A 14557-nucleotide genomic window follows, 5' to 3' on the forward strand; every position below is an offset into this window, starting at 1 on the left:
GGGCCCGCCTCGCGCGAGGCGAGCCCCGCTCCCGGCGGCCGCGCTCGGCGCTGGCCCCGGGCGGGACGTCAGGCGGCCATCAGGACGATCAGCACGCCCAGCGCCACCACGCCGAACAGGCCCAGCACCATCACCGGGATGTAGCGCTTCATGCCCTGCTCGGGCGGCGCGCTCTCCTCCACGGCGGCCTCCTCCTCGGGGGCGGGGGACTCCTCGTCCGCGGGCTTCTCCTCCGCCTCGGGCTCCGAGGGCTGCTCTTCCTCGGGCTTCTCCTCCTCCTGCTCCTCCGCGGCCGCTTCCGACTCCTCGGGGGCGGGTTCGGGCTCGGGCTCGGGAGGTGGCTCCTCCTTCTTCTCCACGACGGGGGCGCGCTTGCGCGGCGCGGGCAGGAGCGGCGTCTCGCTGGTGGACTCTCCCGAGCCCGCGGCCACGTCCGCCAGGAGCGGCTCGGACTGCTCCTCGGGCGCCTCGGACTGGCAGACGTAGACGAAGCGGACGCCACCCACCTCCAGCTCGTCCCCGTCACGCAGCAGCTTGCGCGACACGCGCTTGCGGTTGAGCTTGATGCCGTTGCGGCTGCCCAGGTCCTCCACGTGCGTGCCGGACCAGTCGCGCCGCACCTTCACGTGCCGGCGGGAGATGAGATCGTCGCGGAAGATGACGTCCGCGGAGTCATCCCGGCCGATGACGAACTCCTTCGCGTCGGGGATCTCCAGGCGCTCACCCGCGCGCGGGCCGTTCATCACGCGCAGGTAGCGCTCCTCGCCGCCGGCGAGGCCCCGCATCACGTCCTTCACCATGTTGCGGGCGACGAAGGACGTCTTCTGCGAGTCCACGTCGTGCGGCAGGTCCGTCACCTTGTCGAAGCGCACGTCGAACTGGGCGATGGCGATGACGTCGCCATTGCGCAACAGCCGCTTCTCACCCTTGGGCAGCGGCTTGCCATTGACCTGGGTGCCGAAGGCGCTGCCGAGATCCTCCAGGAAGAAGAGGTTGCCCTCCTGGGTGATGCGGGCGTGGTTGCGCGACACGGCCTGCTGGGCCAACACCACCTGGCAGGACTTGTCCCGTCCCAGGGTGATGACGGGCTCGTCGAGGACGTGCTCGGTGGGCTTGCCACCGGCTTCACTGCTCTGCTTGACCGTAAGCCTGACACTCATCGCAGCGGGGGACGGGAAGGGCGAGGATGGGGAGCGCGGAGGCTAGTACGACTGCGCGCTGAGGAACTTCTCGCACGTCTGCATCTCGGCGGGAAACTCGTCCAGCGCCCCATACTTGAGGAAGTTCTTGCAGGCAATCTCCGCCGACTGGCGCTTCTGGCCCTCGGCGTAGAGCTGGAACAGGCCGTAGTGACAGGGGGCGAACCTGCCGTCCAGCTTCAGACAGTCCTTGTAGGCGCGCTCCTCCTCGGAGAGCAGCCCCTGGCTCTTGTACTTGCGCGCGAGCTCGAAGAGCGCACTCGGAGTGTTCTCCGCGCGCTGCGTGTCCCGGAACTCCTTGAGGGCCGAGTCCGTCAGGGCCGCCTTGCGCTGGGCGATGCTCAGGTTGTTGAGGCACTGCGAGTGCTCGTTGCTGAGCGCCACGCAGCTGCCGAAGGACTGCCGGGCCTCCTCGAAGCGGCTGAGCTCCATGAGGACGGCGCCCAGGTCGTTCCACCAGTCCGGATTGAGGCTGGGGGCGAGCTGCACCGCCCGGCCCAGCTCCTCCACGGCCTTGGTCTTGTCGTCCATCTGGTAGTAGACGAGCCCGAGGTCGTGGTGCACCTGGGCCACGTTGGAATCCACCGCCAGCAGGGTGAGGAAGACCTTCTCCGCCTTCTCCAGCTTCTTCATGTTCAGGAAGGTGAGCCCCAGGTTGTAGCGGGCCTCGATGTAGTCCGGGTTCACCTTGAGCGCGCGCTGGAAGCTGTCGTGCGCCTTCCCGTAGTCGCCCGCGTCCAGGTAGATCTTCCCCAGGTTCATGTGCGCGGAGGCTTGGTCCTGGTTGTAGCGGATGGCCTTGATGAACCACTCCTTGGCCTGCTTCTTGTTCTCCATGCACAGGGCGATGAGGCCCTTGTTGGTCCACAGGTCCGCGTACTGGGGAGCGAACTCGAGGCCCAGGTCGCAATACACCTCCGCCTGCTTGCAGTTGCCCTTGTCGAGCTCCTGCACGCACAGCTCGTTGTTGACGAGCGCGCGGTCCGACGGCGGCGGGGTGTTGATGCACCCGGAGACGAGGAACAGCGGCAGGGCGAGCATGGGGCGGAGAGAACGCATGGCGGCGGGAGTGTAGGAGACGCGCCCCCAGGGGATCAACGTCCACTCCTCGATGACGCGAACCTCGCGGATTCATGGGGGAAGCGGCCAGGGGGGGACGCTACAGTACGCGCCCATGCGCTCGCTTCTCCTCTCCCTCGCCCTGCTGGCCGCCCTCCTGTCCGCGGCTCCCGCACACGCCCAGTTCGCCAACCGCAGCCTGGGCCTGTCGGCGGGCTACATGAACTTCAACAACACGCAGAGTCTCTCCGAGACCTTCTTCATCGGCTTCGACGCCAGCCTCTACATCGAGAGCGGCTTCGAGGTGGTGTCCCTCACCAAGCTCACCTTCCCCTACGATCCCATCAGCGGGCAGCGCGTGGTGGGCATCGCTCCGTCGCTGGGCGTGCGCTACCTCTTCCTGGAGGAGTCCATCCGCCCCTACCTGGGCGCGGACCTGAGCTACCTGCACGTCTTCAAGCCGGCGGGAGACTCCAACTACGTCGGCCTGGGGCCCAACGCGGGCCTGGACTTCTTCGTCTCCGACTCCATCAGCCTGGGCGTCCGGGCCCAGTACAACTTCTACCTGGCGCTCAACGAGCGGGTGCAGACCTCGCTCATCCTCTCCGGAGGCGCGGCCGTCTACTTCTAGGCCGCCACCGCGCGCCCTCGCACCGTGGGCGCGCCCCCCGAAGCCGGCAGCAGGGCCGCGGCGACCAGCAGGGTCCACTTCTCGTCCGAGAGGTGGGCCGGCTTCTCCATGGCCAGCAGCTCCTGGAGTTTCGCGCCGAGCACGGAGAAGAGCCGCAGGCGTGCTTCCATGCTCAGCTCCTCGCGCCGCAGCACCGCCGAGAGCACCGCTTCACGCGCCTCGGTGCCCAGGCGCTTCACCCGCGAGACGAACAGTGGATCCGCCAGCAGCCCCTGGCCGGCCGGGACGCCAATGGCCGAGGGCAGCTTGAGCCGGCGCTCGCGCACCACCAGCGTGCCCGCCAGCATGTCCCCCAGCCGTTGGTGCGAGCCGGACAGCAGCGCCGTCACGCCCCCCACCAGGTAGAACAGGGGCAGCCGGTCCACGGGCCGCGCCAGATTGCGCAGCGCGGCATGGTGGAAGCCGATGCGCACCCCGCTGCGCTGGATGACGCGCAGGCCCAAGAGCTTCTTGCCCACCGTCTGCCCGCTCCAGACCGACTCCAGGGTGATGCCGTAGCCCCAGTCCACCAGGAAATAGAGGACGATGCCCAGGGCGCTGGCGAAGCCGGGGAACGCCGCCATCCCCAGGCTCAACCCCACGAGCAGCGCGCTCGTGCCCATCATCACCAGCACCGCGTCCACCAGCCAGGCGAGGAAGCGCGAGTAGAGGCCCGCGAGCGTGAAGCGGAACTCCACGTACTCGGGCGTGAGCACGGTATGGATGCCGTCGAGGAGGGGGGCGGGCGCGTCCGTCACGCCCGCGAGGCTACCGCACGCGCTAGGGCGCGCGGAACTGGGCCTTGCCGTCGAAGGTCTTGTTGTCGCCCACCCCGGGCAGGGTGTCCTCCAGCGTCTGGCCGTCCAGCGCCGTCACCCGCAGCTTGACCTGGCCCGAGCCCAGGCCCTTGTCGTCCACGAAGTAGTTGTAGTCCGCCCGCGGGAGCGACACCCAGGCGCCGTTCTTCCAGGCCTCGAGCTTCGTCACGGGCACCAGGTGGTTGCGCACCTGGATGGCCGTCCACCAGGGGTTGCTGCCGTCCTTGAAGTGGTAGCGCACGGGGCCGGGCGTGTTGCACGTCACCATGCGCCAGCGCACCGGCACCCGGCCATCCACCGGGTTGGCGATCTTCGCGAACGCCGAGCGGCTGAGATCCAGGTGCCCCTTGTCCGGGCAGTCCGGGCACGAGTCCACGATGCGCACGCGCAGGGTGCCCAGCGGCCCCTCCACCTCCGCGCACGCTCCACACATCGCGCTCTTCTGGTACTGGCCGATGTTGATCGCCGCCACGTCCAGATCGTTCGGGCTCGCGTCGAAGCTGCAATTGCCCGCGCCCGTCGCGTCATAGAAGGTGATGAGTCCGTTCTGGTACTCGCCCAGGGGGAGGAGCGGGCCGCCGGAGCTCGTGTCGCCACAGCCCGCCAACAGCCACAACAGGGGGGCCGCGAACCAACGGCCAGCAACGAGTCTCTCGGTGCGCATGATGGACATCCTCAAAGGAGTGGAGAGCGAGCGGGCATTCTACGTTCACGGCGCACCCGGTGGCGTGGAATGCACTCGCGGAGGGGGGTCTGCTAGGCTGGCGTGGGGGGCACCCGGAACGAGCATCGCCATGGCGGTGGCGCGGGCTGCCCGGTGTGCGACGGAAATGATCGACCCAGCAACGCCCCGGACCTCCTCTCCTCCATCCGCTGAGCCAGCGATGGACGCCACTTCCGCGTCTCCTCCGGAGACCCGCCGGGGCGTCTCGCTGTTCACACGCCTGTTCCTCCTCATCCTCGTGTGCGCGCTGCCTCCGCTCGTGGGGCTGGGCTGGAAGATGATGGACACCAACGCGCTGGCCCTGGAGGAGCTCGTGCGCCACCTGCACCGCTCCCTCGTGGGGGACGTGCAGCGCTCCGTGCGCGGCTCGCTCGCGCGCGTCGAGCAGGACCTCGAGGGCCTCGGTCAGCTCCTCTTCGCGCCCGGCCTGGGGGACGATGCCACGCGCTTCGCCCTCGTCGGCTCGCGGGTGGCCTCCCTGGGCGACATCGACTTCGTCACGCTCTACGCCCCCAACGGCCAGAGCGTGACCACGGTGAAGGCGGACGAGGTGCCCGCTCCTCGAATCGCCTCCCGCCTGGATGCCTCCCTGCTCGACACGCTCTCCTCCCGGGGGCACCTGGTGGTGCGCGACGTGAGCACCGGGGCACGGGGTGGACCCGTGCTCGAGGTGTTCTTCCCCATCATTCGCGACGGCAGCCCGCGCGCCATCCTCGGCACCCAGGTGAAGCTCGGCGAGCTGTGCGCGTTGATGGGGGAGCTGGGCGAGCGCTTCCTCGGCGCGCGCGAGAACGTCTTCGTCGTGGACCAGCGGCGGCGGCTCGTGCTCCACGCCGACCCCGCCCGCGTGGCGGTCCGCGAGGACTTCTCCCGGCACGGCCTCTTCGCGGCGCTCAGCGGCGACGCCTCCTTCTCCACGGACATGGCCGCCATCTCCGACTTCCAGCTCGAGGGCCAGGAGATGCTCGGCTCGCTGGAGGTCCTGTCCGAACATGGCTGGGCCGTGGTGGTGCAGCAGCCCCAGTCCGTGGCCTATGCGTCGCTGACGGAGATGCGCCGCTCCATCCTCGCCGCGCTCGCGCTCGCGGCCCTGGTGGCCCTGGGGGCGGGCCTGCTCGGAGCCCGGCAGCTCACCCGGCCCCTGCGCGATCTCGTCGCGGCGACCCGGGCCCTCGCCGAGCGCGCCTTTCACGGCGTGGGCGAGCGCGTCACCCGGCGCTCGGACGAGGTGGGCACCCTGGGCCGCGCCTTCGAGGACATGGCGCGCACGCTCGCCTCCAAGGAGCGCGAGCTGCTCTCCCAGACCCAGGCGCGCACCGCCCTCAGCCGCTACCTGTCTCCGGACGTGGTGGAGTTGGTCGTCTCCCACCCCGAGCGTCTGCGGCTCGGGGGCGAGCGCCGCGAGGTCACCATCCTCTTCGCGGACGTGGTGGGCTTCACCCACCTGTCCGAGACCCAGCCCCCGGAGGTCATCGTCGCGCTGCTCAACGAGCTGTTCACCTTCGCCACGGAGATCATCCAGCGGCGCGGGGGCATCATCGACAAGTTCATCGGCGACTGCATCATGGCCGTCTGGGGCACGCCCCAGTCCCACGACGACGACGCCCAGCGCGCGGTGCTCGCGGCCGAGGATCTGCGCCGCTGGCTCGACGTGGGCAACCGGCGCTGGCGCGAGCGCTGGGGCATCGAGATCCAGCTCGCCATGGGCGTGCACACCGGCTTCGCCGTGGCCGGCAACGTGGGCAGTGACAAGCGCATGGACTACACGGTCATCGGTGACACGGTGAACGTGGCCGCGCGTCTGGAGTCCATGGCCCAGCCAGGGCAGATCCTCGTGAGCGAGGCCACGCGCGAGCGGATCGGCGACGACTCCGTGGAACTGGTGCCCGTGGGCGAGCGCCGGCTGCATGGCCGCTCCGCCGCCACGCGCACCTATGAGGTGCCGGTGTGAGGCTCGTTCCGGGGCAGGTGGTCGCCGGGCGCTTCCAGATCGTCCGCGCGCTGGGCGAGGGCGGCATGGGCGTGGTCCACGAGGCAGAGCAGCTCGGCCTCGGCCGCCGCGTGGCCCTCAAGGTGATGCACCCGCATGTCGCCAGCACTCCGGGCTTCGTGGAGCGCTTCCATCGCGAGGCCCAGGTGCTCGCCCGGCTGCGCCACCCGGGTTCGGTGGAGGTGTATGACTTCGGGGCCGACGAGGAGCTGCTCTTCATCGCCATGGCGCTCGTGTCCGGCGAGTCCCTGGAGGCCGTGCTCCTGCGCGAGGGCGTGCTGTCCGTGCCCCGCGCCGTGGGCCTCGCCGTCCAGGTGCTGGAGGTGCTGGGGGCCGCCCACGCGCTCGGCATCGTCCACCGGGATCTCAAACCCGCGAACCTCTTCCTGGAGTCCCACCCGGAGGGCGAGCGCGTGAAGGTGCTCGACTTCGGCCTCGCCACGCTGAGTGAGTCCTGGCACACACGCATCACCCAGGTGGGCACCGCCGTGGGCACTCCCGGCTTCATGTCCCCGGAGCAGATGCGGGGCGGGCTCGTGGACGGGCGGAGCGATCTCTACGCGCTGGGGTGTGTGCTTCACGAACTGCTCACGGGCTCGCCCCCCTTCCCGGTGGGGCCCTCGGTGGAAGTGTCCGCCGCGCACCTCTACAGGCCCGTGCCCTCGTTGCGCGAGGCCCGGCCCGACCTGTCGTTCCCGGCGCGTCTGGAGTCCGCCGTGATGCGGGCGATGGAGAAGCTGCCCACGGCGCGTCCGGTGGACGCCGCGGCCATGCGCGAGGAGCTGCTCGCCGTGCTCGCCGAGCCGGTGTCGGGTGCTCCTCCCGCGCGCCGGGGCGAGGGCAAGAAGACGGGGCGGCCCACGCCGCGCGAAGTGGCTCCGCCGGGGCCCGTGGTGGGGAGCGCGCCCGTGGCCGTGCTGTCCGAGCGGACCGACGCCGGTGCGCGTCTGGTGGAGTCGCTCACCACGTGCGGCTTCCAGGCGCGCTTCGTCGGGGCGGCCGAGCCCCTGCTCGGCTTTGGCGCGCTGCTCGTCATCGCCGAGGGGCGTGCGTCGCTCGCGCGGGCGAGGGAATTGGCCGCGCGCCCGGATGTTCCGCCTGTCCTGGTGTGCGGTCCCGCGGAGGACTGGGAGCTGGTGACAGGCGCATTGGAGGGGGGCGTGTTCGACTTCATCCCCCTTCCTCCCGACCCGAGGGATCTGACCCGGAAGGTATCTCGTGCCCAGAAACTCAAACGTCAGGGTTCTCTGCCTCCTCCTCTTCCTGGTGCTGGGCCGTCCGGACGTGGCCCGGGCCCAACAGGCCGATGACGACGTGTACGTGGTCCAGCCGGGAGACACCTGCGCCAGCGTGGGACGCAGGTTCTTCGGCGACGCCTCCGCGGGCTCCGCGAAGCTGCACGCGCTCAACTCCATGGGGCCGCCGCCACACACCCTGAAGCCGGGCACGCGGCTGCGCATCAAGGGAGACCCGGACGCCCGGCTCACCTTCGTCAAGCCCGAGGTCAACTCCAAGCGCGCCGGCAAGCCCGACTGGCTCCATGCCAATACCGGCCAGGGCCTGTGGCGCCTGGACTCCGTCAACACGCTGCGCTCGGCCGGCGCGGAGGTGACCTTCCGCGATCTCACCCGGCTGCAGATGAACGAGAACGCACTCGTCGTCATCTACGGCCAGGAGGCCCAGGCGTCCGACAAGGTGAAGAAGTCCGGTGCCGTGGAGCTGCTCCAGGGCGAGCTGAACGTGTCCCTGGCGGAGCTGCGCGGCGAGCCGCTGGGCGTGAAGATGCCGGCGGCCACGGTGGACTCGCGCTCGAGGGATTTGATTGTCGGCGTGGACGCGCAGCAGATGACGCGGCTGTCCGTCTTCGACGGCCAGGCCGAGGTGGCCGCCCAGGGCCAGCGCGTGCAGGTGCCCCGGGACCATGGGACGCGGGTGGAGAAGGGCAAGGTGCCCGAGAAGCCCCGCCCGCTGCCCGAGGCGCCGGAGTGGGTGGGCGGCGTGCGCTCGGTGCGGCTGTTGCTGGAGGGCGCGGGCGTGGACGAGACGCTGCCGTGGGCGCCCGTGCCGCGCGCGGCGTCCTACCGGGTGGAGCTCGCGCGGGACGAGCGTTTCAATGATCGGCTGCACTCGGAGACGGTCCCCGCCGGGCCAGAGCCGTTGAAGTCCGTGGTGCCCGCGCTGGCGCCCGGCGAGTACTTCGCGCGGGTGCGCGCCGTGGATGCCGCGGGTCTACTGGGCCGGGCCTCCGCCGTGCGCCGGGTCGAGGTGCTCCGGGTGAAGACGCAGCGCGGAACCCTCGGGCCCCAGGGACTCCAGGGCGCGCCTCCCCTCGAGTTCTCCGTGGACGGCGCCGAGTCCCTGGACGCGCGGCTCGATGGGGCTCCCGTGACGCTGCCCCTGCGCGTGGAGACCCCGGGCGCGCACACGTTGGAACTGCGGCCCCGCGGCCTGCCCGACGCGCCCGCGGAGCGGTTGACGCTCACCGTGTCGCTTCCGAAGGCGACCCTGGCGCTCGAGCCCCTGGGGGAGACGTTCCAGGCGCGGCTGCGCGTGTTCGACGAGCAGGGCCAACCCCTGGACGTGGCCCCCACGGCGCTGACGCTGCGCGGTCTGGAGGGCACCTGGGTGGATGCCCTGTCACGTCAGACGGATGGCTCGTGGCTGGCGCTCGTGGTTCCCTCCGAGCGGGATGGACGGCTCGTCTCGGTGGAGGCCCTCTGGGGCGACACGCCCCTCGCGCGGCTCGAGGCCCAGGCTCCGCTTGCCGTCGCGCCTCCTCCTCCTCCTCCTCCGGCGGCTCCGGCGGGCCCCGAGGTGGCGCTGACGTCTGCGCTGAGTGCTCCCCCGGGCGGTCGGCGCGACGCCTCGGCCCTGCCCACCGCCTTCCTGCCGCGCTCCCTGCTCGTCGAGTTGCGCGCCCAGACCGGCGCGGCCCCCTCGGGAGAGGACGTCGCGGGCGGTCGTGCCGCGCTCTCCGTGGAGGGACGGCTGGGCGAGCGCGTGGCCCTGGGTGCGGCGCTGGCGGTGCGCCCCGACGCACTCTCCCGTGAGCTGTCCGCCTCGCTGTCGGGCCGGGTCCTGCTGTCGGATCTCCCCACCTTGCGCGTGCTGCTCTCCTTCGAGGGACTGTTCGCGGGTTCGGCGTTCGCCGGAGAGGCGCGCGGCGCGTGGTTGCGGCCGGCGTTGATCGCGGGCGGACAGTGGGAGCGCTGGGCCTGGTCCACCAGCCAGGGGTACGCCCTGCGGCCCGGGCGGACGCGGGCGACCTGGGAGAGCGCGTACCAGGGATGGTTCCTGCCCCTGCCGACCCTGGCGCTCGGGGCCGAGGTGAACGCCCTGGTGGACGCCACGCTCGAGGCTCCGGGACCCCATGCCTACGCGGCCGGGGTGGGTGCCCGTTGGAAGTGGAGCGGATTCGAAGTGGGCGCCTCGGTGCGCCGGGGCTTCGGTCCGGAGGGAGCGAGAGTCTGGGGCACCTGGGGAGGGCAGGTGTCTCTCGGCTGGTCGGGCCTGCTCCCGCCTCTGCCGCAGTAGCGCTCCGGGCTTAAGATTCTCTTCAGCCCGATGAACTTCGTCCGCTGTCGAGGGAAATGAGCGATGACCGACGGACGTTCCTGGGAGGGTAACTGGAAGGTGCGCCTGTACGAGCGCGTCCGCGAGCGGGGTTACGATTCGCTTACTACCTTCGCCGAGGCACGCCCGACTGCCTCCTTGGTGGCGCTGGCCGACGAGTTGGGCCCGGATGACATCGCAGGGGTGCAGGTGCTGAGCGGGTTGCTCGCCGAGGCGGAGCAGCGCAAGCAGGTCACTCGCTTCGTGCGTGATGTGCTCGTGCGCATGTTGTCCCAGAGTCTTCCCGATGGGTGGCCGACTGTGCTGGACGATGCCAACCGCTTCAAGGTGGCCAAGGCAATTGGTCGCTGGTTCGCGTACACCCCAGAAACCCACAAGGAGCGCGCCGACAGGGCTGGTGATGTACTCCTCGCCTCGCCCCCACCCCCCGGTTGGCTCCCGCGCGGGCCCGATGACGAGTTGTTGCTCACGCTCCTGCCCGACGAAACAGTCTAGCCCAAGGGTGGACCGCCTCCTGTCCTGACTCTGTCGAAAAACTTGTCGGACACTCCACTAGAGTGACCGGGCATGGAGATGCCCGAGTTCATCGAGGCGCGCCGGCCGCGCTGGCAGCAACTGGAGTCCCTGCTCGACAAGGCCGAGGGCAAGGGGCTGCGTGCCCTGGAACTCGAGGAGGCCCGCTCGCTGGGGCGGCTCTACCGTGCCGTCTCCAGTGACTTGCTGTGGGTGCGCGCGCGCAGTGGCGCCGCCGACGTGAGCGAGTACCTCAATGATCTGGTGGGCCGGGCCTACGCGCTCACCTATCCGGGCGAGCGGCCGAGGTTCGCGGACGTGTGGAACTTCATCGCCCGGGGGTTTCCCGCCCTGCTGCGCCAGGAGTGGCGCATGTACGCGGCGTCGGTGCTGATGTTCCTCGCGGGCTTGGGCTTCGGCTACCTGGGCATGTTGGTGGACCCGGACGCCGGTCCCTACCTCGTCCCCGCCGAGCACCTGAGCCTGGACCCCCTCCAACGCGCCCGGGACGAGGCCGCGGGGCAGGGGGCGAGCGTGGGCGAGCAGGCCCAGTTCACCACCTTCCTCTTCACCCACAACATCCAGGTGGCCTTCCTCGCCTTCGCGTTGGGCATCACCGCGGGCGTGGGCACGGGCATCATGCTCTTCAGCAACGGGCTGATGCTGGGCGCGCTCGCGCAGGTGTACACCGCCAAGGGCATGGCGGGCTGGTTCTGGGCGTGGATCCTCCCGCACGGCATTCCGGAGATCACCGCCATCTGCATCGCGGGCGCGGCGGGCCTCGTCATCGCCCGGGGACAGGTGGCGCCGCGAGGACTGCCCCGCGGCGTGGCGCTGCGTCAGGAGGCGGTGCGCGCGGTGCGGCTGCTCTTCGGCACGCTCGCGCTCTTCGTGCTCGCGGGCTTCATCGAGGGCACCATCTCGCAGATCCACCCGCCCAAGCTGTCGGTGGCCTTCAAGGTGTCCTTCGCCCTGATGGTGGGCCTGGGCGTCTACGCCTACCTCGGCTCGGATTGGATGCGCGGGGCGGGCCGTGCGCGGAATGCGCGCTGACTCATCAGGGGCGAGGGGGACAGGGCTGCTGCTCGCCCTGGCGCTCCTGTCCAACGCCTGTGTGTCGCTGACGCCTCGGTCTGGCCCGGGGCGGAGCCTTCGCTACACCCCCCACGACGTCACGGGGCGCGCAGTGGCCGGAGGGGCGGGCGAGGAGTCGCCGCTCGTCCTCGACTCCCAGCCGACTTCTCCTCTTGGACCCGAGGCGCCAGAGCGGCTGCACCGTCGCCGAGGCTCCCGGGAGACGATGACGGTGGTGGGCCCTGGCAGCGCCGACGCGACGGTGTGGCAGAGCGCCCTCGCCGCCCACCTGGCCCTTCGCAAGGGCGTGGGCGAGGTGTCCAGCTCCACCCGCCGCATCTCCCGCGAACTCTCCAGGCTCAGGGCCAGCAACCTCGGCATCGCTGGCGCGGGCAACGGCATCTTCGTCCGCTATGTCGATTATGGCGAAGCTCGGTTGCGGTGGATTGACGCCGAGCTTGCCGCCGCCACGGAGCTTGCCGCCGAGGCGTCGGAGGTGGAGGACCCGGACATGCAGCTCGCCCTGCTGCGCCTCGCGGGCCCACGGCTGGAGGCCGCCATGATGGGCTCCATGCTGCTGGCCGTGTGGTTTGACTTCCTCAACCTCTCCGACGCCGCACTCTCCCGACGCCTCTACGACGTGGAGACGCTCTTCATGAGGATGGACGGCTGGCGGAAGATGATGGAGCCCTCCATGACCGCTCTCGCGTCCGAGGACTCAGCGCAGGTGGAGGCAGTGGCGGAGGACATGCCCGCCCTGGTAGGCCACCTCACGGAAGAGTTCTCCGCACTCCTCGAGTCCATACACAGAGGGGCGAAGGTCCTCGAGACGGCGCTGGTGCTGAAGGAGTCCGTGGAGGCGCTCACCAGCCTGTCGGTGCTGAAGTTCACGCTGCCCGCGCTGCGCGCCGCGGCTCCCGCCGTGCTCGGCGCGAGCCTCATGGTGGGCCCCAACGGGGTGATGATGGGGACGCGGATGGTGGTGTCCGCCGAGTGGGTGGAGATGGTGCGCCAGTTGGTGCGAGCGGGTGTCCTCTCCGTGCCCGCCGTCAGCGCCGCGGTGCGGATTCAGGCTGGCCACGTGATGATGGCGCAGGCGCACGGCGACCTCCCTCGGGGCGTGCGCGACGCGCTTGGCGATGCGCCCGAGGTGCGGGCCATGCGCGTGACGGGCAAGACGGGCGCCGGCATGGCCGAGCCCCCGCGTCATCACGTCATGCCGAAGGAGTTTCGCGAGTGGTTCGAGAAGCGCGGCTTCACGGGCAAGATGAGAATCGACTGGTTCTGCGTCACGCTTCAGCAGGCACACCACCAGGCGATTCACGGTGGTGGAAACTGGAAGCTGGGGCGTACGTGGCCCGGTGAATGGAACCGGATGACCATGGAGGCGTTGTTCGGGGCCGAGGCCAAGGCGGGCCGGATGTTGACGCGAAACACGATCCTGGAGATCGTCGCGAAGCAAATGAAGAGGTACAGAATCTCAATGAACTTTATCCGCTGTGGTGGGGGATGAGCGACGGACGTGCTTGGGAGGGCAACGTTAAAGCGCGGCTGTATGAGCGGGTCCGCGAGCGAGGTTACGACTCGCTCACCGCCTTCGCTGAGGCTCGCCCCACCTCTTCTCTGGTGGAACTGGCGGACGAGCTTGGCCCTGATGACATCGCAGCAGTGCAGGTGTTCAGCGGGTTGGTGGCCGAGGCGGAGCGAAGCCGCAAGGTCACACGTTTGGTGCGCGGGCAACTCGTGCGCGAACTTGCTGAGGAACTCCCCAACGGCTGGCCGACCGTGCTCGACGACGCAAACCGCCTCAAGGTTGCCATGGCGCTCGGCACGTGGTTTGCCTACACTCCTGAAACCCATAAGGAGCGCGTTGACAAGGCTGGCGATTCACTTCTCGCCACTCCACCTCCTCCTGGATGGCTCCCGCGCGGGCCCGACGACGAGTTGCTGCTGACGCTCCTGCCCGACGAAACAGTCTAGCACCAAGCTGGCACCTGTGCCGTCGCTACGATTGGATGCGCGGGACGGGGCGGCTACTCCGCCCAGGTGAGCACTTCCAGCATGCGGACGAACCCGCGGTCCGCGCTGACCACCGCCACCACGAAGCCGGCGGACTCACCCGGGCCCCCACGGCCCTCGCTGCGCCAGTCCGCGACGTAGATGCGGTTGCCCGTGTTGTAGATCCGCGCGAGCCAGGCCAGCGCGCCATTGACCTCGGCGGTGCTCGGCGTGCCGGAGTACGTCCTCGCCTTCAGCCGCGCGGTGAGCTCCTCGACGTTGACGGGCTCGAAGTGGGTCTGCCGATCGTAGGAGCTGCCGAACACCCACGTGTAGACGTTCGTCAGCGTCACCTGGTTGGCCACCCCCGCGCCCTCCAGGATGGAGCCCTCCTTGAGGCGCGAGCTGCTGGCGAGCGGCCCGCTGGCTCCGAACACCTGGGCCGGCGTGCCCGGGACCGGATCCAGGCACAGGGGGGCCTCGTGGTCCTGCGCGTCGTTCAGCTCGTGGAAGTCGAAGAGGTACTTCTTCGCCGCCGACTCCAGGCCGGTGAGGAAGGTGGGGCTGGACACCTTGGTGGACAGGTAGCTCGCCTCCTGAGCGTCCACCCATCCGTCCACGATGAAGGCGTCGAGTGCCGTGATGATCTCCTGGCGCAGCACCGTCGCGCCCCCGGGGCTACTGGCGGTGCGCGCGCTGGCCACCCGGGACTCGAAGAGTGGCTTGGACGTGGTGATCTCCGCCCTCGCGGCCGGGGCGGCCAGCAGCGCCAGACCACCGAGAAGGGAGGAGAGGAGGGACGCGCTCTTCATGGGATGACCTCGCATCGGCCCCGAGGAGCCTTTCAGGAGATGAGCGGGTTTCCTCTTATCTTCTTGTTGGTCAGGAGTAACGTAAAATTCTCGTTTCATTGCTTTTACCCGCTTCCAGAACAGGCGC

The 14557-nt window shown here is 69.9% G+C and carries 13 protein-coding genes; 8 read left to right on the top strand and 5 right to left on the bottom strand.

All coding sequences use genetic code 11. The features are described 5' to 3' along the window. Positions 1-68: 68 nt before the first annotated feature. Together D187_RS34490 and D187_RS34495 are read right to left on the bottom strand one after the other, a co-directional pair. Positions 69-1160, bottom strand: a complete 1092-nt coding sequence (locus D187_RS34490) for an FHA domain-containing protein (RefSeq protein WP_002624993.1) — start codon at positions 1158-1160, stop codon at positions 69-71. Positions 1161-1202: 42 nt separating this feature from the next. Then, complete coding sequence (locus tag D187_RS34495) at positions 1203-2258, bottom strand: tetratricopeptide repeat protein (protein ID WP_081713976.1); 1056 nt, start codon at positions 2256-2258, stop codon at positions 1203-1205. Positions 2259-2373: 115 nt separating this feature from the next. On the opposite strand from D187_RS34495, the gene D187_RS34500 reads away from it, so the two are divergent. Then, the gene (locus tag D187_RS34500) at positions 2374-2889 is read left to right on the top strand and encodes an outer membrane beta-barrel protein (protein WP_002624988.1); all 516 of its coding nucleotides are present in this window, start codon (positions 2374-2376) and stop codon (positions 2887-2889) included. Here D187_RS34500 and D187_RS34505 read toward each other — a convergent pair. Further along, positions 2886-3686 carry an RDD family protein gene (locus D187_RS34505; protein WP_002624987.1) on the bottom strand — a complete coding sequence of 267 codons (801 nt, stop codon included), beginning with the start codon at positions 3684-3686 and terminating at the stop codon, positions 2886-2888. The two genes, D187_RS34500 and D187_RS34505, sit on opposite strands and share 4 nt — an antisense overlap. A gap of 22 nt (positions 3687-3708) precedes the next feature. Next, positions 3709-4410, bottom strand: coding sequence for an expansin EXLX1 family cellulose-binding protein (locus tag D187_RS34510; RefSeq protein ID WP_002624985.1), 702 nt, complete (start codon positions 4408-4410; stop codon positions 3709-3711). 220 nt (positions 4411-4630) lie between these two features. Here D187_RS34510 and D187_RS50810 point away from each other — a divergent pair, with 220 nt between their 5' ends. From D187_RS50810 to D187_RS34545, 7 genes are all read left to right on the top strand, one after another. Next, the gene (locus D187_RS50810) at positions 4631-6421 is read left to right on the top strand and encodes an adenylate/guanylate cyclase domain-containing protein (protein WP_002624983.1); all 1791 of its coding nucleotides are present in this window, start codon (positions 4631-4633) and stop codon (positions 6419-6421) included. After that, positions 6418-7770, top strand: coding sequence for a serine/threonine-protein kinase (locus D187_RS50815; RefSeq protein ID WP_002624981.1), 1353 nt, complete (start codon positions 6418-6420; stop codon positions 7768-7770). The genes D187_RS50810 and D187_RS50815 overlap by 4 nt, the downstream gene beginning before the upstream one ends. Beyond that, a complete protein-coding gene (locus D187_RS34525; RefSeq protein WP_155893806.1) occupies positions 7679-9994 on the top strand; it encodes a FecR domain-containing protein in 2316 nt (771 codons plus the stop codon). Before D187_RS50815 ends, D187_RS34525 begins: the two co-directional genes overlap by 92 nt. 63 nt (positions 9995-10057) lie before the next feature. Continuing rightward, positions 10058-10528 carry a hypothetical protein gene (locus D187_RS34530; protein WP_002624978.1) on the top strand — a complete coding sequence of 157 codons (471 nt, stop codon included), beginning with the start codon at positions 10058-10060 and terminating at the stop codon, positions 10526-10528. Positions 10529-10600: 72 nt separating this feature from the next. Continuing rightward, entirely contained in the window at positions 10601-11599 is a 999-nt protein-coding gene (locus tag D187_RS34535; protein ID WP_002624977.1) for a stage II sporulation protein M, read from the top strand. Continuing rightward, positions 11589-13133, top strand: coding sequence for a hypothetical protein (locus D187_RS34540; protein ID WP_002624975.1), 1545 nt, complete (start codon positions 11589-11591; stop codon positions 13131-13133). Before D187_RS34535 ends, D187_RS34540 begins: the two co-directional genes overlap by 11 nt. Next, the gene (locus D187_RS34545) at positions 13130-13600 is read left to right on the top strand and encodes a hypothetical protein (RefSeq protein WP_043432885.1); all 471 of its coding nucleotides are present in this window, start codon (positions 13130-13132) and stop codon (positions 13598-13600) included. The genes D187_RS34540 and D187_RS34545 overlap by 4 nt, the downstream gene beginning before the upstream one ends. A 53-nt stretch (positions 13601-13653) precedes the next feature. Here the strand turns inward: D187_RS34545 and D187_RS34550 are convergent, their stop codons facing one another. Continuing rightward, positions 13654-14430 (bottom strand): hypothetical protein, encoded by a 777-nt coding sequence (locus D187_RS34550; RefSeq protein ID WP_002624972.1) that lies wholly within the window; start codon positions 14428-14430, stop codon positions 13654-13656. Positions 14431-14557 lie beyond the last annotated feature (127 nt).

This window comes from Cystobacter fuscus DSM 2262, assembly GCF_000335475.2.
GTDB classification, from domain to species: Bacteria; Myxococcota; Myxococcia; order Myxococcales; family Myxococcaceae; genus Cystobacter; species Cystobacter fuscus.